Genomic DNA, 26,801 nt, shown 5'->3' on the forward strand with positions numbered 1-26,801 from the left:
TGTGCACAGCCTGGCCCTGACAGACGGCCGCCGCACCCCGGACGACCAGATTGGCCGTCACTCGTCCGTCCCAATCACCCTATTGTTCTCAAGTGGAACGGTTTTGACATGCTACCGTTCCCTGCATGAACGCCGCTCAGCCCGTCTCCCTCACCGCAACGGTCTCCTTCCGGCTCGGCACCATCGGCACCCTCACCACCAACCGCTTCACCGAGCGGATCGAGACGTTCGGCCTGAAGCTCAAGGACGTCGGGCTGCTGCACCTGCTCCAGGACGGCGGCCCCGCCTCGCAGCTGGAGGTGGCCCGGCTCCTGGGGGTGGCGCCGAGCCTGGTGGTCGCGATGGCCGACCGGCTGGAGGTGCTGGGCGCCGTGCGGCGCCTGCGCGACCCGGGCGACCGGCGCCGCCAGCAGCTGGTGCTGACCGAGCAGGGCCACGAGCTGCTGGGACGGTGCACCACGGCCGCCCAGGAGCTGGACGCCGAGCTGACCGCCGAGCTGGACGAGCCGACCCGGCAGGCACTGAACGCCGTCCTCGGGACCCTCGCCGCGAGCCTGGGCCTGCCGCACTGACCACCGGCCGCCGCGCGCCCGCCGCGAACCCCGCCAAGCCCCCGTCACCCGTCGCCCGCCGGCGAGGTGACAGAGTCTCAGCATGTCGACCATCTCGCTGCCCCACCAGCTGACCCGGACCCGCGGCTTCACCTCCGGCGCCGCCGAGCACTTCTCCGTGGCCCCCGACGGCGCCTCGGTCCTCTTCCTGCGCAGCCGCGCCGGTGACGATCCGATCGGCTGCCTCTGGGCACTCGATCTCGACAGCGAGCGGGAGCGCCTGCTGGTCGACCCGGCCGAGCTCCTGGGCGGCAGCGCCGAGCAGCTCTCCGAGGAGGAGCGGACCCGGCGCGAGCGCAGCCGGGAACCGCGCGGCGGGATCGTCGGCTTCACCACCGACACGGCCGGCCGACTGGCCGTCTTCGCCCTCTCCGGCAACCTGTGGACGGTGGACACCGGCAGCGGCACCGCCCGCCGGCTGCCCGCCGAGGGCCCGGTGGTCGACCCGCGACCCGACCCGACGGGCCGCCGGATCGCCTACCTGAGCGGCGGCACCCTGCGCGTGATAGCGGCCGACGGCACCGGCGACCGCGCGCTGGCCGCCCCCGACGGGCCGGACGGCTCCGAGGTGACCTTCGGCGCGCCCGAGCACGTCGCCGGCGAGTCGATGCATCGCCACCGCGGCTACTGGTGGGCACCGGACGGCGAGCGGCTACTGGTCGCCCGGGTGGACAACTCCAGCGTGCTGCGCTGGCACATCGCCGATCCGGCCGACCCCGGCAAGCCGCCGCGCACCATGCGCTACCCGGCGGCCGGCAGCACCAACGCCGATGTCACCCTCTGGCTCACCGAGCTGGACGGCACCCGGCACGAGGTGCGCTGGGACCGGCAGGCCCACGAGTACGTCCCCGCCGCCGGCTGGGACGCGCACGGCCCGTTCGTGAGCGTGCAGAGCCGCGACCAGCGCAGCCTCCGACTGCTGGCGATCGACCCGGCCGACGGTACGACCACCCTGCTGGACGAGCAGCGCGACTCCCCCTGGGTCCACCTGCTGCCCGGGCTGCCCGCCCGGACGGCCGGCGGCGCGCTGCTCGGGTCCGTCGACGAGAGCGACACCCGCCGGCTGACGGTGGCCGGCAAGCCGGTCACCGACCCCGGCGTCCAGCTGCGCGAGGTGCTCGGCACGGACGGCGAGACCGTGCTCTTCACCGCCTCCGAGGAACCCACCGAGATCCACCTCTGGTCCTACCACCCGGAACACGGCGCCCGGCGGCTGAGCGAGGAGCCCGGCGTCCACCGCGGCGTGCTGCGCGCCGGCACCCTGGTGCACACCGCCCGCACGCTCGCACACGCCGGCTCGCGGACCATCGTGCGGCGGACGGGGCGGGCCACCCTGGCGGTCGCCTCGTACGTCGAGACACCGGTGCTGGCGCTGCGCGCCGAGTTCGCGGCGGTGGGGCCGCGGGAGCTGCGGACGGTGCTCTTCCTGCCGTCCTGGCACCGGCCCGGGGACGCGCCGCTGCCGGTGCTGCTCGACCCGTACGCCGGCCCGGCGATCCAGAAGGTGCTCGTCCAGCAGTCCTCGCAGGCGCTGGTCTCGCAGTGGTTCGCCGAGCAGGGATTCGCGGTGCTGGTCACCGACGGCGCCGGGGTCCAGGGGCGTGGCCCCGCCTGGGAGCGGGAGATCTACGGCGACATCTTCCAGCCAGTGCTGGACGACCAGATCACCGCGCTGCACGAGGTCGCGGAGCGGCACCCGGAACTGGACCTGGGCCGGGTCGCGATCCGCGGCTGGTCGTTCAGCGGCGGGCTGGCCGCGCTGGCGGTGCTGCGCCGCCCGGACGTCTTCCACGCGGCGGTGGCCGGCGCGGCGGTCAGCGACCAGCGGCTCTACGACAGCCACTGGCGCGAGCGCTACCTGGGGATGCCCGAGGATCACCCGGACTGGTACGACGCCTGCTCACCGGTTCTCGAAGCGCCGAAGCTGACCCGCCCCCTGCTGCTGATCCACGGGCTGGCCGACGACAACGTCTTCGCCGCCAACACGCTGCGCCTGTCCACCGCCCTGCTGGCCGCCGGCCGCCCGCACGAGGTGCTTCCGCTGAGCGGTGTCACGCACGCGGGCGCGGGGTCCCCGCTCTTCCCGCAGCTGCTCGGCCACCAACTGGATTTCCTCCGGCGCCACTTGGGGCTGCGGTAACGCAGGCCCCCGTCGCTACGGCTGCACGTCGCTGCGCCCGGAGATCCAGGCGATGGCGTCGTGCACGCCGCGGGCGTGGTCGCGCACCTCGTCCGCCAACCGCACGTCCAGCTCGCGGACCTGGGCGGCCTGCTGCTCGGCACCGAGCTGGGCCGGGCAGGGGCCCTCGGGTCCGCTGGCGACGCTGGCGGTGATCGGCGCGAGCCGGCTCTGGCCGAGCGCCCAGCGGTAGCCGTCCAGTGCGCCTTCGCGGGCGTGCGAGGGCTCGAACGGGGTGTCGCCGATGTACTCCAGGCGCGCGAGCGCGCTCTCAACCTGCTCCCGGGAACGCGCCCCGACCCGGGACGTCACATCGTGGCTGGTCATGACCGCAGGTTACGCACGCCCCGGGTGCCGGGGCGTGCTCAACGCGGCCAAGGGGGCGAACCGGCGAAGGCGGAAGTCCGGCCGTGCCGAACGGAAGTTCGGGCGCGTCGGAGGTGCGCGCGCCACCGGTTCGGCTCCACACTCGGGAGAGCAGGGCCATCCGGCCGACAACGCCCCGAACCACGGAGGCCTCCCATGTCCGAGCCCATCGACGAGTCGCCCACGCCCGACCGCCTGCTGCACACCGGTGCCGAGCACCCCATCGACCCGGTCGACCTGGTGATGGCCACCGGCCAGGACCCGACCCCGGAACTGATCGAGAAGGCGCGCCTGAAGCTGGAGCGGGAGGGCGCCGCCGCCGTTGAGCGAGTGCTCCCCTGACGCGAACGGACCGCGCGACCTGCGCCACGCCACGCCGCCGCCGCCGCTGAGGCCGTACCCCTCAGCGGCGGCGTCGGCGTTCGTACCAGCGCAGCGCGTGCCGGGCGCCGAGGGCGAGCAGCAGCGCGGCGACGGCCAGTAGCAGGTAGAGCTGGTAGCGCAGCGCCGTCCGGTAGACCTGGTCGATGTTGCTGCCGGCCAGGTAGCCCGCCGTACTCCAGACGCCGACCCAGAGCAGTGCGCCCAGCGTGTTCCAGAGCAGGAACCGGCGCCAGGGCATCCCGGTGGTGCCGGCGATGATGCCGAAGGTCTGGCGCAGCCCGTCGATGAAGCGGGCGACCAGGACCACCTTGCCGCCGTTGCGCTCGAAGAAGTCCTCGGCCTTGTGCAGCCGGGCGCCGGTCAGCCCGACGTAGCGCCCGTAGCGGTGCACCAGGGCCTGCCCGCCGTAGTGGCCCAGCAGGTAGCCCACGCAGCCGCCGGCCACCGCGGCGACCACCGCGACCACGATCACCGCCGCGAGGTTCAGCTGCCCGGCCCCGGCGTAGACGGCGGCGAGGATCAGCACGGTCTGCCCGGGGACCGGGATGGCGGCGTTGTCCAGCAGCACCAGCAGGCCGACGGCCAGGTAGCCGTAGTGCGAGAGGAACGGGGCGAGCGCGGCCAGTGGGCCCGGCAGTACCGGGGTGTGCGGTGGCGTGGTGGCGATCATGGGGCGATACCTCCGCTCTCATGATCCAACCCCTTGGTGATCATTTGGGGCATATTGTCGCAGGCTTGTGACATCTACCGCGCGCCGATTGGTCCGATTTACTCATCTTTCGTGCATAGGCTTCGATGCATGTCTTCGTCGCACAAGGGCTCGTTCGTCCACAAAACCAAGCTCACCGCCACGTTCCTGGGCGTCAGCGTGGTGGCCGGCGCACTCACCGCGGGGCTGGCACTGCCTGCGATAGGCGGGGTCGGACTGGGCGCGAAGAGCGCCGTCGGCGACTTCAACAGTCTGCCCGACGACTTCACTGCTCCCCCGCTGTCGCAGGCCTCCACGATCTACGACGCGAACGGCGGCGTGATCGCCACCGTCTACGACCGCGACCGCACGGTGGTGCCGAGCGACCAGATATCCCCGCTGATGAAGTCGGCCCTGGTGGACATCGAGGACAACCGCTTCTACCAGCACGGCGCGATCGACGTGAAGGGCGTGCTGCGGGCGCTGAACAACAACGCCTCGGGCTCGGGCACCCAGGGGGCCTCGACGCTCACCCAGCAGTACGTGAAGAACGTCTTCGTCGAGGAGGCGGGGGACGACCCGGCGGCGGTGCAGGCGGCCCAGGCGCAGAACGTGGGTCGCAAGATCAAGGAGATGAAGTACGCGATCAAGGTCGAGCAGACCCTGAGCAAGGACCAGATCCTGACCAACTACCTGAACATCACCTTCTTCGGTGAGCAGGCGTACGGGATCGAGGCCGCCTCCCAGCGGTACTTCAGCGTGCACGCCAAGGACCTCACGCTGCCGCAGGCCGCGCTGCTGGCCGGCATGGTGCAGTCGCCCACCGGGTACGACCCGATCGTCAACCCGAAGACCGCCAAGGAGCGGCGGGACACCGTGCTGAAGAAGATGGCGCAGTACGGGACGATCACCCAGGCGCAGGCCGACGACGCGATCAACACGCCGATCACGCTGAACGTCAGCAAGCCGCAGCAGGGGTGCATCACGGCGCAGCAGGGCGAGGGCTTCTTCTGCGACTACGTGAAGAACCAGGTGCTCGCCGACCCGGCCTTCGGCTCGAGTTCGGCGGCCCGGCAGGCGCTGTGGCAGCGCGGCGGGCTGCAGATCCACACCACGCTCGACCCCAAGGCGCAGGCCGCCCTGCAGTCCTCGGTGACCAGTCACGTCTACGCCACCGACAAGGCGGCGACCGCGATGACCGAGGTGCAGCCCGGCACCGGCAAGATCATCGCGATGGGCCAGAGCCGGCCGTACGGCGTCAGCGCCAACCAGACCCAGATCAACCTGAACGTCGGCAAGGCGATGGGCGGCGGCCTGGGCTTCCCGACCGGCTCGACCTTCAAGCCGATCGTGGCGGCCGCGGCACTGGAGAACGGCATCGTGCCCTCGCAGTCCTACCCCTCGCCGTACAGCATGCCGTGGCCGGCCATGACCGACTGCAACGGCGGCAAGTTCAAGTCCAACCCCAGCAGCACCGTGCACAACGACAGCACCTCGCTGGTCGGCCCGTTCACCATGGGGCCGGCCATGGCGCAGTCGGTGAACACCTACTTCGCCTCGCTGGAGGCGGACGCCGGGCTGTGCAACGTCGCGCAGATGGCCAACAAGATGGGCATCACCCAGCAGGCGGGCGGCGAGAAGCTCCAGGTGGTGCCCTCGATGGCGCTGGGCAGCAACGACCTGACCCCGCTGGAGATGGCCAGCGTGTACGCCACCTTCGCCGCGCACGGCACCTACTGCGCGCCGACCGCGATCACCAGCGTGACCAACGCCGACGGCAAGTCGGTGGACGTGCCGCAGAGCCAGTGCAGCCAGGTGATGTCGGCCAACACGGCGGACACCGTGAGCACCATGCTGAAGGGCGTGGTGCAGGACGGCACCGGCGCGCCGGCCGGCCTGACCGACCGCGACAACGCGGGCAAGACCGGTACCACCAACAACGGCAACCAGGTCTGGTTCGTCGGCTACACGCCCGAGCTGTCCGGAGCCACCGTGGTCAGTGACGACAACGGCACGACCTCGCTGGACGGGCAGCGGATCGGCGGGCAGTACGTCGCGCAGGCGTTCGGCGGCACGCTGGCCGGGCCGATCTGGAACGGTGCGATGAGCGGGGCCCTGCAGGGGACGCCGCCGAGCTCGCTGCCTTCGGTGCCGCTGCAGTAAGCGCTTTCCGGGCATCGCGGCCGCTCCGGGCACCGACCTCGCGTCGGGGTCCGGGGCGGCTTTTGCGTGGGGCGGGTGGAGGGGGGCGGGCGTCGGGGTACGGGCCGCCGGGGCGTCGGGGTGCCGAGGTCGGGGTGTCGGTTGACAGGGCGTCAGGTCTGGGCCACGATCAGTGGCGGTAAGTGGAAATGGATTTCATTTCTTACTGTGCTGATGATCGGAGCCTCCGCATGTCCCTCACCGTTTCCCCCGAGCTGCTCGCCCAGGCCGAGGCTGGGGAGGTGGCCGAAGCCGACTTCGTCGCCACCGTCCGCGACTCGCTGCCCTTCGCGTACCAGATGGTCGAGCGACTCACCGGCGAACTGGCCTCCGGCGGGGCGCCGTTCGCGGACAACCACGAGGAGCCGCCGTCGGACGCCGAGCGTGGGCAGCTGCTGCGCGCGATGGCGAGCGACTCGATCCGAGGCAGCCTGGAGCGGCACTTCGGGGTGCGGCTGGCGTTCATGAACTGCCACCGGGTGGCGGTCTTCCCGGTCGGGGCGGAGCAGGGGGCGGCGTACCAGTCGTTCGTGTCGATGCGCGCGCAGCTGCTCAACCAGACGCCCGAGCTGCGCAGTTGCTGAACCGGCGAGCGGCCGCATGACCGGGGCCCGGCCCGAGCGAAGGTGACTCGCTCGGGCCGGGCCCCACTGTGTCGCGTGCCTGCTTATGCCGCGCGGGCGGCGGTGACGGCAGTAGCCAAGGCCTCCTTGATCCGGGGGCCGAGGCGGGCGAAGCCCAGCTCCTTCATGGCGGCGCGGAGCAGCTCGTCGTCGGTGCGCTCGACGTAGTCGCTGTCGATCCAGCGGACCAGCGCCAGGAGTTCGTCGGCGGAGTAGGCGGTGATCGGGCGGCCGGGGGTGAGCTCGGGCCGCTTCGGGCGCCGCGAGCGCTTGGCGGCGGGGTCGACCTCCTCGGCGGCGGGCTCCTCGGCAGCGGGCTCCTCAACGGCCGGCTCGACGGCGGCGGGCTCCTCCGTGGCGAGGGGCTCGTCGGCAGGGGCGGGGAGCTCCTCCACCGGGGCAGGGGCCTCGACGGCGGGCTCGGCCTCAAGCTCGGGCTCGGGCAGCGTCACAGCCTCAGGCTCGGACTCGACGACCAGCTCGGGCTCGGGCTCCGGCGCGACCTCTCGCTCGACGGCCGGCTCGGCGACAACGTCGGCCGCCGACTCGACATCTGCCTCGGTCTCGGCCTCAACCAGCGGCTCGGGCTCGACAATGGCCTCGACCGGCTGAGAGGCCTCAACCTCGGGCTCCACCTCGGAGTCAGCGTCAGCGTCCGGCTCGACCACGGCTTCGGGCTCGACCTCGGGCTCGACCACGACCTCAGCCTCGGGCTCAGCGGTCACCGACTCGATCTCGGGCTCCGCCACGGACTGCGCGGGCAGTACCGCCTCGACGACCTCGACCTCGGCCACCTCGGCCACCGGCTCTGCCACGGACTGCGCCGGCAACTCGATCTCCGGCTCGGACTCGACCTCGGGCTCGGCGACGTCCGCGACCAGCGCCGCAGCCTCCACCGTCCCCTCGTCCTCGCCCTCGTCCTCGGCCGTAGCCTCGGCCACGTCCTCGCCCTCCGAACGGAGGTACGCCGCCAGGGCCGCCGCGCGGTCCGCGCGGTCCTCCGTCAGCTCGGCGAGCAGTTCGGTCAGGCCACCGTCCTCCAGCGCGGTGCGCAGGGTGCGCAGCTCCGGGAGGCGGAAGAGGGTGCCCTCGTCGGCGGCCAGGGCGTCCACCAGGTCGCCCAGCTCGGCGAACGAAAGCTCGGTCAGCTCACGGTCCGCCAGCAGCCGTCCGAGGCCGCGCAGGGCGCCGACCAGGGTGTCGGCGGCCAGCCCGGTGCTCTCCAGCAGCTCGGCGTCGACCGGGCGGGCGGTGGTGCCCGGCGCAGCGGAAAGCGCTTGCCACTCGCTGTGCTCGGCGGCGGCCGCGACCAGCGCCAGGTGCAGCGCGTCGCGACGCGGGCGGTCCGCGACGGCCAGGCGCTTGGCCTCGGCGCGCAGCTTGCGGCGTCGGCCCCAGGAGATCCGCAGGCCCCGCTCCTTGCGCCAGCTGCCGTTGGCGGTGGCCGCCGCGAGCGCGTCCAGGTCCGCCTCGTAGGCGCCGGAGCGCAGCGTCGTGGCGGTCTCCCGGACCCGGCGGAGCAGCGCCAGCAGGGTCAGGACCTCGGCGAGCGTGGCCGGCGCGCGCAGCGCGGCCTCGCCGGCCAGCAGCGCGGCGGCCTCGCGCAGCACGCTCAGGTCGCAACCGCGCACCTCGGCGAGGACGGTGGACGCGGCCCGGGCCTCTTCGGGCCCGGTCACGGTGTCGGCGGCGGCGTACCAGGCATGGGTGTCGGCGGCCAGCGTGAAACCGCCCAGGTCGGCGTAACGGAGCAGGCCGTCACGGAGGTCCGGCGCGAGGTCCGAGGTGCGCTCCGGTGTCCGGTCGTCGGCAGGACCGGCCGAGCGGTCCTGCGGCGGTACATCGGCGTTCTGCACGGGAAGTACTGTCATTGAGAACCGTCCGGTTCGAGTGCGGGGCAGGCTGTCGGGGAAGGTTGAGGGGGAAGAGCTGCGGCGGGTGGAACGTACGAACGGCGGCCGGGGCGGGTGGAACAGCTCCCGCGCACCGACGTCCGTGCTGGTAGGCCAGGATACGGGTGGCCGTTCGAGGCTTGCACGCACCCGGCCCACCGAGCGCGCCTGTGGCGCGCCCCGCCCCCCCGGTGTGATCAGCTGACACTCCGTCAGATGTGGTCCGACCTGGGTGTCAGCAGCCGGGTGCCCGGCGGCAGCGCGCCCGCCGTTCCGGCCTGGGCGAGGTGGTCGAGGAGCACCTGGTGCAGCGCGGCGGCGGCGCGGCTGAGCGGCAGTTCGGCGCCGCGGGCGAGGGCGATCACCCGGCCGATCCCCGGGGCCGCGAACGGGGTGACGGCCAGTCCGCTGCGGGCGGCCACCATGCCCGGCAGCACCGCGGGCCCCAGGCCTGCCCGGACGAAACCGAGCACGGCGTCCATCTCGCCGCCCTCCACCGAGAATTCGGGCTCGAACCCGGCCGCCCGGCAGGCCGCCAGGGTGGCTTCGCGCAGGTCATAGCCCTCACGGAACATCACCAGGGGCTGCCCGCGCAGGTCCTCGATCCGGGCCTGGCGACGCCTGGGGGCGGTCGCCGAGACGAGCACCAGGTCCTCGTAGAGCAGTTCGGTGACCGCGAGGCCGGGCGCCGGTCCGGCCTGCGGTGTGATGATCAGCGCGAGGTCGAGTTCACCGGCCGCCAAGGTACGGACCAGGTCGCGCGAGCCGTCCTCGCGGACCATCAGTTCGACCTCCGGGTACCGGACCCGGTACGCCCGCAGCACGTCGGGGACCAGGCTGGTGCAGAGGCTCGGCGGGGCACCGAGCCGGACCCGGCCGCGGCGCAGCTGCACCGTCTCTTGCACCGCGAGCCGGGCGCTCTCGGCGTCCGCCAGGATCCGGCGGGCCAGCGGCAACAGCGCGGCGCCCGCGTCGGTGAGGGCGATCCGGCCGCGGGCACGGTGGAACAGTTCGGCTCCCAACTCCCGCTCCAGCGAGCGGATCTGCTGGGAGAGCGAGGGCTGCGCGACATGCGTCTGCTCGGCGGCGCGGGTGAAGTTCCGCAGTTCGGCGACGGCGACGAAGTAGCGGAGCTGCTGGAGCTGCATACCGGCCAGCATAGGCGTTCACTATCGTCACGAGCCGGAAGCTGTCTTGGACGGATCACCGGTCGGCTCCCTACCGTGCTGAACATGGCAGTGACAACGGGAGCACGGCCGCGCCGTGAAGCAGCGCGGGCCCGGTCCACCCTGGCGATCCTGTGGGGTTCGACCGTCGGCAAGAAGGCCGCGATGGCGGTCAGCGGTCTGGTGATGCTGGGCTATCTGGTCCTTCACATGATCGGCAATCTGAAGATCTTCTTCGGCGCGAGCGAGCTCAACGGTTACGCGGCCTGGCTGCGCACCATCGGCCAGCCCTTCCTCGGCCACGCGTGGTTCCTCTGGATCGCCCGGGTCGCGCTGGTGGCCGCCGTCGTGGTGCACGGCGTGGCCGCCTACCAGCTGAGCCGCCGCGACCTGGCCGCCCGGCCGACCGGCTATCAGCACAGCGGGGCCCGGCGCACCCGGGCCCGGCAGAGCTACGCGACCCGGACCATGCGCTGGGGCGGGGTGATCCTGGCGCTCTTCATCGTCTGGCACATCCTCGACCTGACCACGCTGACCGTGAACCCGGTGGCCGACCCGGGGCACCCCTACCAGAACATCGTGGGCGCCTTCCGCACCTGGTACGACGGCGGGATCTACTGCGTGGCGATGCTCGCGCTCGGGCTGCACGTGCGGCACGGGTTCTGGAGCGCCGCGCAGACGCTGGGGGCCAACAGCCCGGGCCGGGACCGGGCGCTGAAGCTCACCGCGAACCTGCTGGCACTGGTGCTGACGGCCGGCTTCCTCTCCGTTCCGATCGCCGTGATGACGGGAATCGTGCGATGACCTCCAACCCGACCACCGACAGCTCGACCACCGACAGCTCGACCGCCGACAACCCGGCTGCCGACAACCCGACCGCCGCCTGCGCCGACTACACCGTGGGCGAGCCGATCGCCGACGCCAAGGCGCCCGCCGGGCCGATCGCCGAGCGCTGGGACCGGCGCCGGTTCGAGGCGAAGCTGGTCAACCCGGCCAACCGGCGCCAGAAGACCGTGATCGTGGTGGGCACCGGCCTGGCGGGCGGCGCGGCCGGCGCCACGCTGGCCGAGCAGGGCTACCACGTGGTCCAGTTCTGCTTCCAGGACTCCCCCAGGCGGGCTCACTCGATCGCCGCTCAGGGCGGCATCAACGCCGCCAAGAACTACCGCAACGACGGCGACTCGATCCGCCGGCTCTTCTACGACACCGTCAAGGGCGGCGACTTCCGAGCCAGGGAGTCCAACGTGCACCGGTTGGCGCAGGTCTCGGTGGAGATCATCGACCAGTGCGTGGCCCAGGGCGTGCCGTTCGCCCGGGAGTACGGCGGGCTGCTGGACACCCGCTCGTTCGGCGGCGTCCAGGTCTCCCGCACCTTCTACGCCCGCGGCCAGACCGGACAGCAGTTGCTGCTCGGCGCCTACCAGTCGCTGTCGCGGCAGATCGCGGCCGGGAGCGTGGAGATGCACGCCCGCACCGAGATGCTCGACCTGCTGGTGGTCGACGGGCGGGCCCGCGGCATCGTGGCCCGCGACCTGGTGACCGGCGAGGTCAGCGCTTACCTGGCGGACGCGGTGGTGCTGGCCACCGGCGGCTACGGCAACGTCTTCCATCTGTCCACCAACGCCAAGAACTCCAACGCCACCGCGATCTGGCGCGCGCACCGGCGCGGCGCCTACTTCGCCAACCCGTGCTTCACCCAGATCCACCCGACCTGCATCCCGCGCTCGGGCGACCACCAGTCCAAGCTGACCCTGATGAGCGAGTCGCTGCGCAACGACGGACGGATCTGGGTGCCGAGGACGGCCGGCGACACCCGCTCGCCGGAGCTGATCCCCGAGCACGAGCGGGACTACTACCTGGAGCGGATCTACCCCGCCTTCGGGAACCTGGTGCCGCGCGACATCGCCTCCCGGGCCGCCAAGAACGTCTGCGACGAGGGACGCGGGGTCGGTCCCGGCGGACAGGGGGTCTACCTGGACTTCGCCGACGCGATCGCCCGGCTGGGGCGGGCGGCCGTCGAGGCCAAGTACGGCAACCTGTTCGAGATGTACCAGCGGATCACCGCCGAGGACCCCTACCAGGTGCCGATGCGGATCTACCCGGCGATCCACTACACGATGGGCGGGCTCTGGGTCGACTACGACCTGCAGACCACCGTGCCGGGCCTGTTCGCGATCGGCGAGGCCAACTTCTCCGACCACGGCGCCAATCGGCTCGGCGCCAGCGCGCTGATGCAGGGCCTGGCGGACGGCTACTTCGTGCTGCCGGCCACCCTGGCCGACTATCTGGCCCAGGTGCCGAGCGCGCCGGTGCCCGGCGACCACCCCGAACTCACCACCGTGCTGGCCGAGGTGTCGGACCGGCTGAAGCGGCTGCTGGCCGTGGACGGCGACCGGACGCCCGAGTCGTTCCACCGCGAGCTGGGCGAACTGCTCTGGGACGAGTGCGGGATGGCCAGGGACGAGGCGGGCCTGCGTCGGGCGCTGGCCCGGATCCCCGAGCTGCGCGAGGAGTTCTGGCGGCGGCTGGCCGTCCCGGGCGGCGGCGAGGAGCTCAACCAGACCTTGGAGAAGGCCAATCGCCTGGTCGACTACTTCGAGCTGGCCGAGCTGATGTGCCTGGACGCGCTGCACCGCACCGAGTCCTGCGGCGGTCACTTCCGCACCGAGAGCCAGACCCCGGGCGGCGAAGCCGCCCGCAAGGACGAGGAGTTCGGCTACGTCGCCGCCTGGGAGTTCACCGGCGGCGCTCCCGTCCTGCACCGCGAAGAGCTGACCTTCACCGAGGTCCACCCCACCCAGCGGAGTTACGCATGAACCTCACCCTGCGGATCTGGCGGCAGAGCGGCCCTGACGCGCCAGGCGAACTGACGACCTATCAGGTCAGCGGCATCAGCCCGGAGATGTCCTTCCTGGAGATGCTGGACACGCTCAACGAGGAACTGATCCTGCGCGGCGAGGTCCCGGTGGCCTTCGACCACGACTGCCGAGAGGGCATCTGCGGCGCCTGCGGCATGGTGATCAACGGCCAGGCACACGGCCCCGAGCGGACCACCACCTGCCAGTTGCACATGCGGCACTTCCAGGACGGCGAGGTGATCGACGTCGAGCCGTGGCGCTCGGCGGCCTTCCCGGTCGTCAAGGACCTGGTGGTGGACCGCTCGGCGTTCGACCGGATCATCGGCTCGGGCGGCTACATCACCGCGCCCACCGGCAGCGCTCCCGATGCGCACGCCACCCCGGTCCCCAAGGAGGCCGCCGACCTGGCCTTCGAGCACGCCGAGTGCATCGGCTGCGGCGCCTGCGTGGCGGCCTGCCCGAACGGCTCGGCGATGCTCTTCACCGCCGCCAAGGTGGTGCATCTCAACGTGCTGCCGCAAGGCGCCCCGGAGCGGCGCGGCCGGGTGCGGGCGATGGTGGGCGCGATGGACGCCGAGGGCTTCGGCGGCTGCACCAACACCGGCGAGTGCGCCAGCGCCTGCCCCAAGGGGATCGGGCTGAACGCGATCGGCACGCTGAACCGGGAGTTCCTGCGGGGCGGGCGGTGACGGGCGGGCGGTGACGGACCGCCCGTGAGCTGCGGACAGTGCAGTACCGACGGTCGGGCGGGCCGATCGGTTGCGGCCGGGGCGGCATTTCAGGGGCGGGTCATCCCTGAGGAGGAGAACCCTCCCCGCCGCCCCTCCGGCCGGAGATCGGACAACCGTTCGCCGGAGCGACGGATGGCGCACTTGTGGCCACCAGGATGGAGCGGAGCCGACCGAGCCCCGGCCGCCCCGCACCGTCCCCCGGAGAGCACCGCCATGACCCTCACCCTCGCCCCCGCCAGAGCCGCCGCCGAAGCCAGAGAGCTGAGCAAGGTCTACGGCTCCGGCGAGACCAGGGTGGTGGCGCTGGACCGGGTCAGCGTGACCTTCCGGCCCGGCGAGTTCACGGCGATCATGGGTCCCTCCGGCTCGGGCAAGTCGACCCTGATGCACTGCATGGCAGGCCTGGACTACGCCAGCTCCGGTTCGGCCCGGCTCGGCGACACCGAGCTGGTGGGCCTCTCCGACCGGCAGCTGACCCGCTTGCGGCGTGACCGGCTCGGCTTCGTCTTCCAGGCGTTCAACCTGCTGCCGATGCTCACCGCGCTGGAGAACATCACCCTGCCGATGGACATCGCCGGGCGCCGGATCGACCAGGCCTGGCTGGAGCGGGTGGTGGCGACGGTGGGCCTGTCCGACCGGCTCTCGCACCGCCCGGCCCAGCTCTCCGGCGGCCAGCAGCAGCGGGTGGCCTGCGCCCGCGCACTGGCCGGACGGCCGGCGATCGTCTTCGCCGACGAACCGACCGGCAACCTCGACTCCCGGGCCGGCGCGGAGATCCTCGGGTTCCTGCAGAACTCGGTGCGCGAACTCGGCCAGACCGTGGTGATGGTGACCCACGACCCGGTGGCGGCGAGCTACGCGGACCGGGTGATCTTCCTGGCCGACGGCCGGATCGTGGACGAGCTGTCGCTACCGACCCCCGGCACCGTGCTGGACCGGATGCGCCGCTTCGACGGCGCCACCCGCAGCCGCTGACCGCTGGGGCCTGTCCGGTCTGTCCCGCAGGAAGCCGAGAACACCGAGGGAAGCTCCATGTACCGCACCGCCCTGCGCAACGTCCTGGCCCACAAGGCCCGCCTGCTCATGACCACCCTCGCCGTGCTGCTCGGCACCGCCTTCGTGGCCGGCACCCTGGTCTTCACCGACACCCTCGGCAGCGCCCTGAAATCGCAGAACGCCAAGAGCTTCACCGGCGTCACGGTCTCGGTCAGCGACGACGGCGCGGTCAGCAACGGCTACAGCCGCGGCGCCCGCAGGAGCGACGCGGGCCACCTGACCGAGCAGACCAGGCAGGCGATCGCGGCCCTGCCCGGTACCGCCGAGGCCCGTGGCGTGGTCAGCGGCTTCGCCGGGATCGCGGACCGCAAGGGCGCGTTGATCGGCGACGGCTTCTCCACCACCGGCACCAACTACGTGCCGGGCGCCGACGGCCAGGACGCCCGCTATCCGCTCGCGGGGGGCCACGGGCCCACCAGCGCAGGCGAGTTGGCGCTGGACACCGAGACCGCACGGAAGGGCGGCTACCAGGTCGGCGACACCGTCCGGGTGGCCGTCAACGGCCCGGTGATGCAGCTGAAGCTGACCGGCCTGCTGCACGTCGACGACCCGCGGGTGACGGCGGGCGGCTCGCTGGCCGCCTTCGACACCGCGACCGCGCAGCGGCTCTATCTGACGCCCAGTCAGTTCAACGAGATCGACGTGCACGCCAAGCCCGGCACCGACGCCTCGGCGCTGCTCGGCCAGGTCCGCCGACTCCTGCCGGGCAACGGCGACTTCACCGCTCAGACCGGTCAGGAGCTGGCCGCCGAACAGGATCGGCAGATCAGCGCGGCCACCAAGGGGTTGAGCGCCTCGCTGCTGGTCTTCGCCGGAATCTCGCTCTTCGTCGGCGTCTTCATCATCGCCAACACCTTCAGCATGCTGGTCGCCCAACGCACCAAGGAACTGGCCCTGTTGCGGGCGATCGGCGCCAGCCGTCGGCAGGTCGGCCGCTCGGTGCTGATCGAGGCGCTGCTGGTCGGCCTGCTGGCCTCGGCGGCCGGACTGCTGGCCGGCACCGGCATCGCCGCCGGGCTGCGCTGGGTGCTGAACGGCCCTGGGCAGGCCAACCTGCCCGACGGCCCGCTGATCGTCAGTGCCAGCACCGTGCTGACCGCACTCGCGGTGGGCGTGCTGGTCACCCTGCTGGCCGCCTGGCTGCCGGCCCGGCGGGCCGGGCGGATCGCCCCGGTGGCCGCGATGAGCAACGGCGACCAACCGGCGACACCGAAGAGCCTGCTGGTCCGCAACACCATCGGTGCGGTGATCGGCGCGGCCGGCGCCGCACTTCTGGTGCTGGGTGCGAGCAACCGGAGCACCAACACCGTCGGGCTGGGTGCGGGCGCGCTGCTGATCGGCGTCTTCGTCCTCACCCCGCTGCTCTCCCGCCCGCTGATCGCGCTGCTCGCCCCCGCGCTGCAGCGGATCTACGGCAGCCCCGCCAAGCTGGCCCGGGAGAACGCGCTGCGCAACCCGCGCCGCACCGCCGCCACCGCCTCCGCGCTGACCATCGGGGTCACCCTGATCACCGCGCTGACCGTGGTCGGCGCCTCGGTCAACCGGGCCGTCGACCAGGCGGACGGCACCGACCTGAAAGCCGACTACACCGTCGCCATGCAGAACTTCGCGCAGCTCTCGGACCAGGTCGGCCCGCAGATCGCGGCGACTTCCGGGGTGAGCGCGAGCAGCGTGGTGCGCCAGGTGCCGGTCGAGGTCGGCGACGACACCCGCTGGATCACCGGCGTCGACCCGAACAGCATCGGCGAGTTGGCCGCGTTGCGGACGACGGCGGGATCGCCGGAGGCCCTGACGCACGGTCAACTGCTCGTCGACCAGGGCTATGTGAAGGCCAACGGCACGGCAGTGGGTGACGTGCTGACGGTGGTCTACCCGGACGGCAGCGCCGGGCGGCTGACCATCGGCGGGATCGTGGCCGACAACACCGTGGTGGACGGGCTGCTGGCCCCCGACCAGTTGATCGCCCCGCACAGCGCCGGCCAGGGTCCGGACAAGGTGCTGGTCAAGGGCGCGCACGGGGCCGACCCGGCGCTGAAGCAGGCCTTGCAGAACGCCACCGGCGGCAACCCGCTGATCGCGGTCAAGGACCAGGCCGACCTGAAGAAGGAGCACCGGCAGATGCTCAGCGCGGCCCTGAACATCATGTACGGGCTGCTCGGGATGTCCGTGGTGATCGCGGTGCTGGGCGTGGTCAACACCATGGCCATGTCGGTCTTCGAACGCCGCCGGGAGATCGGCATGTTGCGCGCCGTCGGCCTGGACCGGCGCGGGGTGCGGCGGATGGTGCGGCTGGAGTCGCTGCTGATCGCGCTGCTCGGCGGGGTGCTCGGGGTGGGGCTCGGGATCCTCACGGCGTGGGCCGGCAACGGCACCATCGCGGGCAGCTTCAAGCACCTCGGCACGGTGGTGCCCCCGCTACCGGTGCTCGGCTTCATCGCGGCGGCGGCGCTGGTCGGTCTGCTCGCGGCCGTCTGGCCGGCCCGCCGGGCGGCCCGGCTGGACGTGCTGGACGCCATCCGGACCGGCTGACGGGCCACCGCCGGGCGCGGGGGGCGCCGCCGGAGCGGCTGGAAAACAGGTGCCCCGGGGCATCCGATGCTCCGGGGGATCTGGTGCCGACCCGGTGCTGACAATGGTTCGCCTACTGTGCCAAGCTGCACACCGATCGGGCCGTCACCGGAATGCGGGCGGACCCGTGCGGGGGGAGCGACACGATGAGAGTACGGAGCGGTCCAGGCCGACCCGACCTGGCCTGGTGGTCCGAGCGGCCCGGCGCCGACGCGGCGTCAGGCCCGGCGAATGCGCGCCGGGCCCCGGCCGCCGGTGCGGCGGCCGGACTCGCCTTCGCCGCGCTGGAACTGCGGCCGGGCGCCAGCCTGTTCAGCCGTTGGACCGACCCCCGGGGAACGACACCATGACGGCACCGGACGCGCCCGGCCCCGGCGAGCGCACCGGGCGACCGGTGCGGCCCGGTTCGGACGAAGCCGCGCACACCGCCGCCCTGCGCCGGGTACTGGCCGTCGGAGCGGTGGCGGGCCTGGCCTTCGCGGCCCTGGAGCTGCGCCCGGCCGGTGGCCTGCTCACCGGCGGTGGCGCACCGCTCAACGACGAGTTCGGACTGGTGCTCCTGCTGGCACTCGGCTGGCTGGTACTGCTGGAACGGACCCTGCGGTACTACCGGACCCAGGTTCGCCACCTCGTCGACCTGCCACCACGCGCCTACCGCCTGCGCGAGGCGGCCATGCGGCTGATCCCGCTGGCGGCGATCGGACTGCCGCTGGTGCTGCTGTTCCTCTACCCCACCGCCAAGCATCTCCCGCTGCCGCCGCTGCCGGCCCCGGAGGACTCGCGGTCGCCACGACCGCTGCCCACCTTCCAGCCGCCGCCTCCTACCCGGGCCGGCGGGCACGGCCTGCTGGGCGTCCTGGCCCTGGGCATCACGATCCTCGCGGTACTCGCCGTGCTGACCTGCGCCGTGCTGGTCTGGCGCCGGCTGCGCCGGCTGCCGAAGCCGGCGGCCGGCCACCGCGTTCGGCGGACGCGCACCGACGAGCGGGAGTTGGCCGACGCCGTCGCCTCGGCCCGCCGGGCCCTGCTGCAGGGCGAGGACCCGCGCGCCGCCGTGATCGCCTGCTACGCCGCGATGGAGGACTCGCTGGCCGACTCCGGCATCGAACGGCTGATCGCCGACAGCCCCACCGACCTGCTGGACCGCGCGGTCACCGCGGGCACCCTGCGCGGCACGGACGCCGGCGCCCTGACCGCGCTCTTCCACGAGGCCCGGTTCTCCCGGCACCCGATGGACCAGACCCACCTGAGCCGAGCCCGCGCCGCACTGGACGCGATCGCCGAACAACTCGGCGAGCAGGCGGCGCGAGCCCAACCCCAGGACACGGCCCAGCGCCAGGACGTGTCGACGGAGGTGAGCCCCTGATGGCCGACGAGCGCGCCATCGCCCGGACCGCTGCCCGGACCACTGCCGGCGCCACCGGTGAGGCCATCGGCGGCAAGGCGGCCGGAACCGAGCTCGGCTCCACCCGGCACACCCTCGTCGTGCTCGGCCAACTGGTGCCGATCGCCCTGCTGCTGGCGGGCCTGGTGGGCGGCCTCCCCGGGCTGGGTGCGGTCGCCGTCCTGCTCGGCGGCGCCGCGCTGCTGACCGCCCGCTACGTGGCGGGCGCCGGCAGCGAGGACAGCACGTACCGGCGCCGGCTGCGGCTGATGGGCACCCAGGACCCCAACCTGACCGACTGGCGCTGGACCGTGCGCAACGGGCTGGACGTGAAGGACTTCCCGCACCCGCTGCGCGGACGCCTGCGCCGGCTGTACGCCGCCAAGCTCGCCGAGCGGCACAGCGTCTCGCTCCTCGCCGAGCCCGAACGGGCCGCCGCGCTGGTCGGCCCCGAGGCCTGGGAGTTCATCGACCCCGGGCATCCGAGGGCCGAGGACGTCCTGTCACCTGCGGAGTTGAGCATGCTGATCGACCGGCTCGAAGCGCTCTGACCCCCGCGCCACGGAGCCGACCGGGCCCACCGCTTCCCCTCACCCACCATCGTGATCCCAACCCATCCCTGTGAGGACCCCTGTGACGACCGAGACCCTGACGCCCCAGCAGGCCGGCCAGCTCGCCCGCGAGGTGCTGGCGGAGATCGAGCGCGCCGTGGTCGGCAAGCCCGAGGCGCTGGAGCTGGTGATGCTCGGCGTGCTGGCCGGCGGCCACATCCTGATCGAGGACCTGCCCGGCCTCGGCAAGACGCTGCTGGCCCGCTCCTTCGCCACCACCCTGGGCCTGGAGTTCCGCCGCATCCAGTTCACCCCCGACCTGCTGCCCTCGGACGTCTCCGGCGCCCCCTTCTACGACCAGCGCAGCGGTGAGATGGTGTTCCGGCCCGGCCCGCTCTTCACCCACCTGCTGCTGGCCGACGAGATCAACCGCACCCCGCCCAAGACCCAGGCGGCGCTGCTCGAGGCGATGGCCGAGTCGCAGGTCTCGATCGACGGCACCACGCACCGGCTGCCCGACCCGTTCGTGGTGATCGCCACGGCGAACCCGATCGAGTACGAGGGCACCTACGCGCTGCCCGAGGCACAGCTGGACCGCTTCCTGCTGCGCGTGCGGATGGGCTACCTGGCGGCCGAGTTGGAGGCCCGGATGCTGCGCGCCCGGGTCGACCGGGCCGCGCCCGAAGCGGTGCTGCGCCCGTTGAGCAACCCGGCGCAGGTCCTCGCGATGCGGGCCGCCCTGGAGCGGGTGGAGGTCTCCGACGACCTGGTGGAGTACATCGTCGCGCTGGTCGGCGCGACCCGCTCGCACCCGCAGATCCAGGTCGGCGCTTCGCCGCGCGGCGGCCTCGCACTGGTCCAACTGGCCCGAGCCCGCGCCGTGTTGGACGGCCGCGACTTCCTGACCCCGGAGGACGTCAAGTCGGTGGCGGTGCCCGCGCTGGCCCACCGGGTGACCCTGAAGCCGGAGTTGTGGGTACGCCAGGTCGACTCGGACGACGTGCTGGCCGCGCTGGTGGCGCAGGTGCCGACCCCGCAGACGGTGCCGGACAAGCCCGCCGACAGCCTCGCGGACGCCGCGGTCGCTCGCTCATGACCAGCCCGACAGGCGAACTGACGGCTGATCAGAGAGCGACGACGTCCGGGTACCGGCTGGGCACCGCGCCGCCCCCACCGCCGCCCGGCTGGCGGGCGAGCGAGCGGACGCTACGGCTGCTCACCGTCGCCGCCGTGGCCACCGTCGCCGCGCTGCTCACCGGACACGCCTGGCTGTTCGCCCTGGCAGCGGGCCCCGCCGTGCTGCTGGCAGTGGCCACGCCGGGCCGCACCCGGCCGACCCGGATCGACGCCGAGGCCCAGGTCACCACCCGACGCTGCTTCGAGGGCGAGCAGGTGACCGCTCGGATCAGCGTGCGGCACGACGGCGCGGCCGGACTGCTCGACCCGGCGCCGCTGCTCGGCCCCGGGATCGTGCTGACCGCCGAACGGAGCAGCCTGGACACCGTGACGCTGGAGCTGACCGCGACCCGCTGGGGGCGCTGGTCGATCGGCCACGTCGACCTGGACCTGTACGACACGGGCCACCTGACCCGCCGCACGGTGCGGGTGGAGCTGGGCGAGATCGAGGTCTTCCCGGTGCCCGGCAACGCCCGGTTGACCCCGATCCCGGTCCGGCTGCCGGAGCGGCTCGGCGAGCACACCACCCGGCAGCACGGCGAGGGCGTCGAGGTCAACGGCGTGCGCCCGCACGTCTGGGGCGAGCGCCAGCGGCGGATCCACTGGCCGTCCACCACCCGGCGCGGCAGCATCCAGCTCAACCAGTTCAGCGCCGAGCGGGCCGTGGACACGGTGCTGCTGCTCGACGCGCTGGGCGACTTCCGCGACCCGGCCACCGGCGTCTCCACGCTGGACGAGTCGCTGCGGGCCGCCGCCGGGCTGACCCGCGCCTACCTGCGCACCCACGACCGGATCGGCCTGGTCTCGGTCGGCGGCACCACGCGCTGGCTGCGGGCCGGCACCGGCGAGGCGCACTTCTACCGGATCGTGCAGAGCGTGCTCGACGTGCGCAAGGACCTCGGCTACGGCACCCCCGAACTGAACCGGCTGCCGCCGCCCGCGCTACCGCCGGGCGCGCTGGTCTACGCCTTCACGCCGCTGGCCGACCAGCGGATGCTGGACGTGCTGGGCGATCTCGCCGACCGGGGCAATCCGCTGGTCGTGGTGGAGATCCCGACCGGTGACCCGCGGGTCGACGAGGACGACGAGGCGGGCCGGTTCGCGCTGCGCCTGTGGCGGGCCGACCGGGACGCGATGCGCTTCGCGCTGCGCAACCGGGGCGTTCCGGTGGTCGCCCACACGCCCGGCGAGGCGCTGGACCTGGCGCTCGCCCCACTGCTGCGCGGCCGGATCCAGGGGAGGCAACGGTGACATCGACGACAGCAGTGGGATCCACCGCGCCGGGTGCCCGGCTGCGTTCCTGGCAACTGCCCTCGCGCTGCCTGGGCCTGGCGCTCGCCGTCGCGGCGGCCGACCCGGTGGACCGGTCCACGGTCGCCTCGGGCCTGCCGGTCGCGGTGCTCGCCGCCGGGTTCGCCTGGTGGGCCGCGCCGGCGGTGGACCGCACCGAACGCCCCCGGGGCCGGCTGCACCACCAACTGGCCTGGCACCGCAACACCGTGCTGGCCGTGGTCGCCGTGCTGCTCGCCGCCGTCGCCCCGCACCGGCCGTGGCTGACCGTCACGGTCGCCGCGCTGCTGCTCGGCTACCTGCTGCACGTGGACACCTACAGCCCGCTCCACCGGCCGCCGGGACGCGCCGTGGTGGCCGCCGCCTACGCGGCCTCCGCCCTGGTGCTGCTGGCCGCCGCGGCGCCCACCGGCAGTTCGTCGGCGGCGCGACTGCTCGCGGTGCTGGGTGTGGCGGCCGCCGCCGGCGCGGTGGGGCTGACGCTGTACGAGCGGCGGGGCGAGGACGCTCCGGAACAGGACGGCGACTCCTGAGCAGAACGGCGGCTCCTGGACAGACGGTGACGGGGTGGCCACTGCTGCTCAGCGGTCACCCCGTCACCGTTCGCTGACACTCCGTCAGCGGGTCATCAGGCTACTCCCGTTCCGGGAGGTACTGCTCGGCTACTTCGCCAGCCGCCCCAGCAGCGCGGAGGCCGCCGTGATGCCCAGCACCGTGGCGAGTGCCAGCACCCCGAAGTCGAGCGGCAGATGGGCGGGCGTCCCGATCAACAGGCCGCGCAGGGCGTCGACTTGGTAGCTCAGCGGGTTGGCCTTGCTGATCGCCTGCAGCCAGCCCGGCATCAGACCCACCGGGTAGAGGGCGTTGGAGCCGAAGAAGAGCGGCATGGTGATGGCCTGGCCGATGCCCATCAGACGGTCGCGGGTGAGCACGATCCCGGCGATGGTCATCGAGAGGCAGGAGAAGAACGCCGAGCCCAGCAGCACCACCACCGCGACGCCCAGCAGGCGCAACGGGTTCCAGGTCATCGCGACACCCAGCAGGGCGGCGATGAGGATCACCACGACCGCCTGGATCACCGCCTTCACCCCCGCCGCGAAGGCCTTGCCGGTGACCAGCGCGGCCCGTGGGGTCGGAGTGACCAGGAGCTTGGTGAGCACCCCGGAGTCCCGCTCCCAGATGATCATGATGCCGTAGAAGATCGCGATGAACATCGCGGACTGCGCGATGATCCCCGGCGCCAGGTAGTCGAGGTAGGGGATGTTGCCGGTCGGGATGGACCGCAGCTTGGTGAAGGTCTCACCGAAGATCAGCAGCCAGAGGGCGGGTTGGACGGCCCGGGTGTAGAGCTCGGTGCGGTCGTGCCGCAGCTTCTGCAGCTCGACGGCGCACATCGCCAGCACGCGGGCCGGCACCAGGCGCCAGCCGGTCCTGGCGCGCGGCGGGACCAGCAGAAGCCCGAGGTCGGGACGGCGGACGCCGTCCGCCGCCGGCACCTGCTCAGCCGACGCGGGAAGCGGTGCGGCGGGTACGGCGGACATCGCTGAAGTCTCCTTCCTGGCCATGGCCGAGGTTGCGCCCCGCGAAGTGGCGGAACACGTCGTCCAGAGTGGGGTGCGGCAACTCCGGGTCCTGCTCGCGCACCTGGGCCTTCAGCTCCGCCGGGGTGCCCAGCGCGCGGATCCTGCCGCGATCCATCAGGCCCACCCGGTGGCAGTACTGGTCGGCCTCGTCCATGTAGTGGGTGGTGACCAGCACGGTCATGCCGGTGGCCGCGCGGACCGCGTCGATGCACTCCCAGACGCTGGTCCGGGCGATCGGGTCCAGGCCGATGGTCGGCTCGTCCAGCACCAGCAACCGGGGCGCGCTGACCAGCGCCTGCGCCAGCTCCAGGCGCCGCACCATGCCGCCCGAATAGGTGCCGACCAGGCGGTCGGCGGCCTCGACCAGGTCGACCGCCGCGATCGCCTGGGCGACCCGGGCGGCCCGCTCGGCGCGCGGCACGTCGAAGACCCGGGCGAACAGCTCGACGTTCTCCCGACCGGTCAGCCCGGCGTCGGCCGAGAGCTGCTGGGGCACGTAGCCGAGCAGCCGGCGGACGTCCATCTTGCGGCGGGCGGTGTCGTTGCCGAACACCCTGACCATGCCCGCCGGGACCGGCAGCAGGGTGGTGATCGCGCGGATCGTCGTGGTCTTGCCGGCACCGTTCGGGCCGAGCAGGCCGAACACCTCGCCGGTGCGCACCTCGAGGTCCACACCGTCGACGGCCTTGGTACGGGCCGCGCCGGCCCGGGGCTTGCCGAAGGAGTACTCCAGCCCCCGGCAGACCACGGCCTCGGCCGCGCCTGCCGCGGCGCCGGTGCCCGCGCTGGTGCCTGTGCTGGTGCCTGTGCCGGTGTCGGTGCCTGCGCCGGTTGCGTCGCGGTCGGCTGCGGCACGGTTGGTCGCGTCGCGGCTGGCTGCGTCATCGTCGGTCATCGGTCATCCCCTCCCCTGTCCTCTTCGTCGCCCTCGGGCTCGATCTCCGCCTCGGGCTCGCCGTCCCGGCCCTGAAGGCCGGCGGCCAGGCGGCGCAGGGCGGGCAGCGCGGCGGAAAGCGCTTCCCGGTCCCCGACGGGAAGGTCGGCGAGCAGTTCACCGACCAGCGCCTTGCGCTTGACCGTCCAGGCATCGAGCCGTTCGGCGGCCTCCGGCGTCACCAGCAGCAGCGCCGCACGACGGTCGGCCGGGTCCACCTCGCGGCACAGCAGGCCCTCCGCGACCAGCTGGTTGACCAGGGTGGACACCGAATTGCCGGCCAGGCACAGCTCCTTGGCAGCCGCCGAGACCCGCATCCCGGGGTTGGCCGCCACCAGGCGCAGCAGCTCCACCTGCGCACCGCGCAGGCGCGGCATGGTGAGCTCCTGGCGCAGGCGGCGGCGCACCAGGCGCGAGATGCCGGCGAGCAGGGTGGAGAACTCGTCGGCGAGCCCTGGGTCCGGGGGCTCAGGGCCCGGGTCGGGTACTGGCATACGATAATTTTATCTCTCATTGAGAGCTATCTGTCCAGAGGCAACTTCCCCGCCGTGCCCGGTCGCGGGTCAGACCAGCGGTGCGCTGTGCCAGCGCTCGAAGACGCGACGCGGTCGCCCGGGCAGTTCGGCGCGGCCGGTTGCCCAGAGCAGCGTGGCCCAGGGGTCGTCGTCCGATCCGGCGGCCGCCGCCACCTCGGGGAAGAGCCGCGCCAACGCCCGCGCACAGAGCGCTCCCGGCGGCGCCCAGCTCAGACCGAGCCCACGCACCACGTCCTCGGTGTGCACCAAGGTCTCCACCACGCCCATCGCGGCGAAGCCCTCGGGGTCGGCCACCCCGTACGAGTGGAAGGCGCGCACCTGCGGGCGAGCCGTCCGGACCACCGCGGCCAGCAGTGCGCCACCGGCCTCCGACAGCTCCAGCAGCGCGGCGGGCCCCTCCTCCCGTTGCCCGAACACCGCGTTGGCCGGACCGCCCGGCCGCTCCCGGTGCCAGCGCAGCGCCACGTAGCGGTCCAACGGCGTTCGCCGCGAGCCGACTTGGGCCGCATACGCCCACAGCCCATCGGCGGCGTGCTCCAGTGTCTCCCAGCAGTCCCAGTCCAACTCCCCTGCCGGCACCGACCAGTCGGCGGTCAGTGCGCCGCCCAGCGTCTCCAGGCAGAGATCAACGGCCGCCTCGACGTCATCGGCGGTCACGGGCAGGCGAGCATCAAGATCATGATTCATGGGGTGAAGGTAGCAAGTCCCGACCGTGCCGCGAGACTCCATTGACAGCATCTGACGGCCTCGTCAACGGTCACCGCCCGTCGGCGAGCTACCCCGCCGCGAAACAGTGCACGGCCACCGTCACGCCGTTGGACCAGGTCTGATCCATCGTCAGCAGCAGTTCCCAACCCAGGCGACGATAGAGCTCGACGGCTGCCGTGCTGTCGGTCACCACGTCCAGTACCGGATGCAGCTCCCAGGCGCGCGCCTGTGCCACCACCGCGTCCAGCAGCCGCTCGCCGAGCCCGTGCCCACGCGCACCGGGTGCCACGTAGAGCCGACTCACCGCGCCGGCCTCAGCCGCTTCCCGACCCACGACCCGCGCCGCCCAGACCCCGGCCGCCGACGAGCCCGGACCACGGCAGAGCGCGGCGTGCCCGACGATCTCACCGGTGGCCGCCGAAACCGCCACCCAGGAGGCCAGTTGGTCGGACTCGACCAGCCAGCGGCCCGGCTCGGCGGGCCACACCACCGGGTAGCCGTCGGCCCGCTGGACCTCGCCGAGCGCGCTCACGCAGCCGGGCAGATCGCCGGACCAGCGCCGCCGGATCACGAACCGCTCCGAAGTCCCCGCCACCCCAGCCCCCTTGGCGTCGCGCCGACCGGACCGACCCTGGCACGGCGCGGTCGAACCCGGCGTCGCTCGATCGGACAGCGCGAGCGTAACACCGCGAAGTGGCTGCTCAACAGGGCTTCGGAAGTCAAGGGGCGGCGCTGGGCGTGGGACTCGTCAGCACCTCGATCGAGGTGAACCCCGGACACGTCGGCAGGGCCGTCAGCGTGGCGCTCCCAGAGTCCGCCGAACGGCCTGGCAGTTCGACTCGGAAGCATCGGTCGACTTCGTCGCCCCCGTAGGTGATCAGCCCTGGCTCCCGATAGACCGTCATGACCCTGATGTCGACCTTGAGGTCCGTGCCGCGCGAAACCGGCCGGAGCACCTGGACACCGACCGCCAGGACACCGTTCACGGTACCGGCCCTCGCTCTCTGTGCGGTCTGCGCGTCCCGCCAGAGGTCAGCGTCGGTAGCCATGGAACGCTGGCCCTGCGAATCGACTTGCTGCGCGAAAGACGCGGCCATCGTCGCGATCTGTTGATCCGCTTCTCGGCGGTTCACCCCGGCCTGCCGTGAATCGGACACCTCACTCCAGGCCAGACTGACCACCACCGTCAACACCAGCGCGGCCAGCACGCTCAGCGCACAGCCGCACCCTCTCCCCGGCTCTCCTGCTGACATGACGTCCCCCAAGTCCCGGCGCTCATACGCTGCGTCACTGAATGATCAGCTGAACGCGCAGG

The 26,801-nt window shown here is 72.7% G+C and carries 25 protein-coding genes and 1 pseudogene; 16 read left to right on the top strand and 10 right to left on the bottom strand.

Features of this window, described 5'->3' with window-relative positions; genetic code table 11:
* The first annotated feature begins 125 nt into the window (after nt 1-125).
* Together P3T41_RS13230 and P3T41_RS13235 are read left to right on the top strand one after the other, a co-directional pair.
* Nucleotides 126-572 carry a MarR family transcriptional regulator gene (locus P3T41_RS13230; protein ID WP_280689984.1) on the top strand — a complete coding sequence of 149 codons (447 nt, stop codon included), beginning with the start codon at nt 126-128 and terminating at the stop codon, nt 570-572.
* Between the two features lie 82 nt (nt 573-654).
* Nucleotides 655-2,751, top strand: coding sequence for a prolyl oligopeptidase family serine peptidase (locus tag P3T41_RS13235; RefSeq protein ID WP_280689985.1), 2,097 nt, complete (start codon nt 655-657; stop codon nt 2,749-2,751).
* A 15-nt stretch (nt 2,752-2,766) separates the two neighbouring features.
* On the opposite strand, the gene P3T41_RS13240 is transcribed toward P3T41_RS13235, so the two are convergent.
* Entirely contained in the window at nt 2,767-3,117 is a 351-nt protein-coding gene (locus P3T41_RS13240; protein ID WP_280689986.1) for a hypothetical protein, read from the bottom strand.
* 195 nt (nt 3,118-3,312) lie between these two features.
* Here P3T41_RS13240 and P3T41_RS13245 point away from each other — a divergent pair, with 195 nt between their 5' ends.
* A complete protein-coding gene (locus P3T41_RS13245) occupies nt 3,313-3,498 on the top strand; it encodes a hypothetical protein (protein WP_280689987.1) in 186 nt (61 codons plus the stop codon).
* Nucleotides 3,499-3,559: 61 nt separating this feature from the next.
* Here the strand turns inward: P3T41_RS13245 and P3T41_RS13250 are convergent, their stop codons facing one another.
* Nucleotides 3,560-4,210, bottom strand: a complete 651-nt coding sequence (locus P3T41_RS13250; RefSeq protein WP_280689988.1) for a DedA family protein — start codon at nt 4,208-4,210, stop codon at nt 3,560-3,562.
* Between the two features lie 129 nt (nt 4,211-4,339).
* Here P3T41_RS13250 and P3T41_RS13255 point away from each other — a divergent pair, with 129 nt between their 5' ends.
* Together P3T41_RS13255 and P3T41_RS13260 are read left to right on the top strand one after the other, a co-directional pair.
* On the top strand, nt 4,340-6,391 hold the full coding sequence (locus P3T41_RS13255) for a transglycosylase domain-containing protein (RefSeq protein WP_280689989.1): 2,052 nt from the start codon (nt 4,340-4,342) through the stop codon (nt 6,389-6,391).
* A 230-nt stretch (nt 6,392-6,621) separates the two neighbouring features.
* Entirely contained in the window at nt 6,622-7,014 is a 393-nt protein-coding gene (locus P3T41_RS13260; RefSeq protein ID WP_280689990.1) for an SCO5389 family protein, read from the top strand.
* 83 nt (nt 7,015-7,097) lie between these two features.
* Here P3T41_RS13260 and P3T41_RS13265 read toward each other — a convergent pair whose 3' ends face one another.
* A complete protein-coding gene (locus P3T41_RS13265; RefSeq protein ID WP_280689991.1) occupies nt 7,098-8,909 on the bottom strand; it encodes a hypothetical protein in 1,812 nt (603 codons plus the stop codon).
* Between the two features lie 248 nt (nt 8,910-9,157).
* Entirely contained in the window at nt 9,158-10,093 is a 936-nt protein-coding gene (locus P3T41_RS13270; RefSeq protein ID WP_280689992.1) for a LysR substrate-binding domain-containing protein, read from the bottom strand.
* Nucleotides 10,094-10,177: 84 nt separating this feature from the next.
* Between P3T41_RS13270 and P3T41_RS13275 the strand changes: the two genes are divergently transcribed.
* The 11 genes from P3T41_RS13275 to P3T41_RS13325 all read left to right on the top strand — a co-directional run bounded on the left by P3T41_RS13275 (nt 10,178) and on the right by P3T41_RS13325 (nt 22,258).
* On the top strand, nt 10,178-10,915 hold the full coding sequence (locus P3T41_RS13275; protein ID WP_280689993.1) for a succinate dehydrogenase cytochrome b subunit: 738 nt from the start codon (nt 10,178-10,180) through the stop codon (nt 10,913-10,915).
* The gene (locus P3T41_RS13280; RefSeq protein ID WP_280689994.1) at nt 10,912-12,927 is read left to right on the top strand and encodes a fumarate reductase/succinate dehydrogenase flavoprotein subunit; all 2,016 of its coding nucleotides are present in this window, start codon (nt 10,912-10,914) and stop codon (nt 12,925-12,927) included. The genes P3T41_RS13275 and P3T41_RS13280 overlap by 4 nt, the downstream gene beginning before the upstream one ends.
* Complete coding sequence (locus P3T41_RS13285) at nt 12,924-13,658, top strand: succinate dehydrogenase/fumarate reductase iron-sulfur subunit (protein ID WP_280689995.1); 735 nt, start codon at nt 12,924-12,926, stop codon at nt 13,656-13,658. The genes P3T41_RS13280 and P3T41_RS13285 overlap by 4 nt, the downstream gene beginning before the upstream one ends.
* A 255-nt stretch (nt 13,659-13,913) precedes the next feature.
* Nucleotides 13,914-14,675 (top strand): ABC transporter ATP-binding protein, encoded by a 762-nt coding sequence (locus P3T41_RS13290; RefSeq protein WP_280689996.1) that lies wholly within the window; start codon nt 13,914-13,916, stop codon nt 14,673-14,675.
* A gap of 57 nt (nt 14,676-14,732) precedes the next feature.
* Nucleotides 14,733-17,285 (top strand): ABC transporter permease, encoded by a 2,553-nt coding sequence (locus P3T41_RS13295; RefSeq protein WP_280689997.1) that lies wholly within the window; start codon nt 14,733-14,735, stop codon nt 17,283-17,285.
* Between the two features lie 185 nt (nt 17,286-17,470).
* Nucleotides 17,471-17,674, top strand: coding sequence for a hypothetical protein (locus P3T41_RS13300; protein WP_280689998.1), 204 nt, complete (start codon nt 17,471-17,473; stop codon nt 17,672-17,674).
* Nucleotides 17,671-18,690, top strand: coding sequence for a DUF4129 domain-containing protein (locus P3T41_RS13305; RefSeq protein ID WP_280689999.1), 1,020 nt, complete (start codon nt 17,671-17,673; stop codon nt 18,688-18,690). Before P3T41_RS13300 ends, P3T41_RS13305 begins: the two co-directional genes overlap by 4 nt.
* Nucleotides 18,690-19,259, top strand: coding sequence for a hypothetical protein (locus tag P3T41_RS13310; RefSeq protein ID WP_280690000.1), 570 nt, complete (start codon nt 18,690-18,692; stop codon nt 19,257-19,259). The genes P3T41_RS13305 and P3T41_RS13310 overlap by 1 nt, the downstream gene beginning before the upstream one ends.
* An 82-nt stretch (nt 19,260-19,341) precedes the next feature.
* Nucleotides 19,342-20,355, top strand: a complete 1,014-nt coding sequence (locus P3T41_RS13315; RefSeq protein WP_280690001.1) for a MoxR family ATPase — start codon at nt 19,342-19,344, stop codon at nt 20,353-20,355.
* Nucleotides 20,352-21,686 carry a DUF58 domain-containing protein gene (locus P3T41_RS13320; protein WP_280690002.1) on the top strand — a complete coding sequence of 445 codons (1,335 nt, stop codon included), beginning with the start codon at nt 20,352-20,354 and terminating at the stop codon, nt 21,684-21,686. Before P3T41_RS13315 ends, P3T41_RS13320 begins: the two co-directional genes overlap by 4 nt.
* Nucleotides 21,683-22,258, top strand: coding sequence for a hypothetical protein (locus P3T41_RS13325; RefSeq protein ID WP_280690003.1), 576 nt, complete (start codon nt 21,683-21,685; stop codon nt 22,256-22,258). Before P3T41_RS13320 ends, P3T41_RS13325 begins: the two co-directional genes overlap by 4 nt.
* Nucleotides 22,259-22,387: 129 nt before the next feature.
* Here the strand turns inward: P3T41_RS13325 and P3T41_RS13330 are convergent, their stop codons facing one another.
* From P3T41_RS13330 to P3T41_RS13355, 6 genes and pseudogenes are all read right to left on the bottom strand, one after another.
* A complete protein-coding gene (locus tag P3T41_RS13330; RefSeq protein WP_280690004.1) occupies nt 22,388-23,266 on the bottom strand; it encodes an ABC transporter permease in 879 nt (292 codons plus the stop codon).
* Nucleotides 23,226-24,203 (bottom strand): ATP-binding cassette domain-containing protein, encoded by a 978-nt coding sequence (locus tag P3T41_RS13335; RefSeq protein ID WP_280690005.1) that lies wholly within the window; start codon nt 24,201-24,203, stop codon nt 23,226-23,228. The genes P3T41_RS13330 and P3T41_RS13335 overlap by 41 nt, the downstream gene beginning before the upstream one ends.
* Entirely contained in the window at nt 24,200-24,736 is a 537-nt protein-coding gene (locus P3T41_RS13340) for a MarR family winged helix-turn-helix transcriptional regulator (protein ID WP_280690006.1), read from the bottom strand. Before P3T41_RS13340 ends, P3T41_RS13335 begins: the two co-directional genes overlap by 4 nt.
* Nucleotides 24,737-24,805: 69 nt before the next feature.
* Nucleotides 24,806-25,447 (bottom strand): annotated as a pseudogene (locus P3T41_RS13345) (VOC family protein); the annotation flags it as partial.
* A 106-nt stretch (nt 25,448-25,553) separates the two neighbouring features.
* Nucleotides 25,554-26,081, bottom strand: coding sequence for a GNAT family N-acetyltransferase (locus P3T41_RS13350; protein ID WP_280690007.1), 528 nt, complete (start codon nt 26,079-26,081; stop codon nt 25,554-25,556).
* Nucleotides 26,082-26,205: 124 nt separating this feature from the next.
* Nucleotides 26,206-26,694 (bottom strand): hypothetical protein, encoded by a 489-nt coding sequence (locus P3T41_RS13355; RefSeq protein WP_280690008.1) that lies wholly within the window; start codon nt 26,692-26,694, stop codon nt 26,206-26,208.
* Nucleotides 26,695-26,801: the final 107 nt, after the last annotated feature.

The organism is Kitasatospora sp. GAS204B (assembly GCF_029892155.1).
Taxonomy (GTDB): Bacteria; Actinomycetota; Actinomycetes; order Streptomycetales; family Streptomycetaceae; genus Kitasatospora.

What these genes read in the sequence shown, in the direction of transcription:
- P3T41_RS13230 (WP_280689984.1), top strand. Translation starts at nt 126, where the DNA reads ATGAACGCCGCTCAGCCCGTCTCCCTCACCGCAACGGTCTCCTTCCGG.
- P3T41_RS13235 (WP_280689985.1), top strand. Translation starts at nt 655, where the DNA reads ATGTCGACCATCTCGCTGCCCCACCAGCTGACCCGGACCCGCGGCTTC.
- P3T41_RS13240 (WP_280689986.1), bottom strand. Translation starts at nt 3,117, where the DNA reads ATGACCAGCCACGATGTGACGTCCCGGGTCGGGGCGCGTTCCCGGGAG.
- P3T41_RS13245 (WP_280689987.1), top strand. Translation starts at nt 3,313, where the DNA reads ATGTCCGAGCCCATCGACGAGTCGCCCACGCCCGACCGCCTGCTGCAC.
- P3T41_RS13250 (WP_280689988.1), bottom strand. Translation starts at nt 4,210, where the DNA reads ATGATCGCCACCACGCCACCGCACACCCCGGTACTGCCGGGCCCACTG.
- P3T41_RS13255 (WP_280689989.1), top strand. Translation starts at nt 4,340, where the DNA reads ATGTCTTCGTCGCACAAGGGCTCGTTCGTCCACAAAACCAAGCTCACC.
- P3T41_RS13260 (WP_280689990.1), top strand. Translation starts at nt 6,622, where the DNA reads ATGTCCCTCACCGTTTCCCCCGAGCTGCTCGCCCAGGCCGAGGCTGGG.
- P3T41_RS13270 (WP_280689992.1), bottom strand. Translation starts at nt 10,093, where the DNA reads ATGCAGCTCCAGCAGCTCCGCTACTTCGTCGCCGTCGCCGAACTGCGG.
- P3T41_RS13275 (WP_280689993.1), top strand. Translation starts at nt 10,178, where the DNA reads ATGGCAGTGACAACGGGAGCACGGCCGCGCCGTGAAGCAGCGCGGGCC.
- P3T41_RS13280 (WP_280689994.1), top strand. Translation starts at nt 10,912, where the DNA reads ATGACCTCCAACCCGACCACCGACAGCTCGACCACCGACAGCTCGACC.
- P3T41_RS13285 (WP_280689995.1), top strand. Translation starts at nt 12,924, where the DNA reads ATGAACCTCACCCTGCGGATCTGGCGGCAGAGCGGCCCTGACGCGCCA.
- P3T41_RS13290 (WP_280689996.1), top strand. Translation starts at nt 13,914, where the DNA reads ATGACCCTCACCCTCGCCCCCGCCAGAGCCGCCGCCGAAGCCAGAGAG.
- P3T41_RS13295 (WP_280689997.1), top strand. Translation starts at nt 14,733, where the DNA reads ATGTACCGCACCGCCCTGCGCAACGTCCTGGCCCACAAGGCCCGCCTG.
- P3T41_RS13300 (WP_280689998.1), top strand. Translation starts at nt 17,471, where the DNA reads ATGAGAGTACGGAGCGGTCCAGGCCGACCCGACCTGGCCTGGTGGTCC.
- P3T41_RS13305 (WP_280689999.1), top strand. Translation starts at nt 17,671, where the DNA reads ATGACGGCACCGGACGCGCCCGGCCCCGGCGAGCGCACCGGGCGACCG.
- P3T41_RS13310 (WP_280690000.1), top strand. Translation starts at nt 18,690, where the DNA reads ATGGCCGACGAGCGCGCCATCGCCCGGACCGCTGCCCGGACCACTGCC.
- P3T41_RS13320 (WP_280690002.1), top strand. Translation starts at nt 20,352, where the DNA reads ATGACCAGCCCGACAGGCGAACTGACGGCTGATCAGAGAGCGACGACG.
- P3T41_RS13330 (WP_280690004.1), bottom strand. Translation starts at nt 23,266, where the DNA reads ATGTCCGCCGTACCCGCCGCACCGCTTCCCGCGTCGGCTGAGCAGGTG.
- P3T41_RS13335 (WP_280690005.1), bottom strand. Translation starts at nt 24,203, where the DNA reads ATGACCGACGATGACGCAGCCAGCCGCGACGCGACCAACCGTGCCGCA.
- P3T41_RS13340 (WP_280690006.1), bottom strand. Translation starts at nt 24,736, where the DNA reads ATGCCAGTACCCGACCCGGGCCCTGAGCCCCCGGACCCAGGGCTCGCC.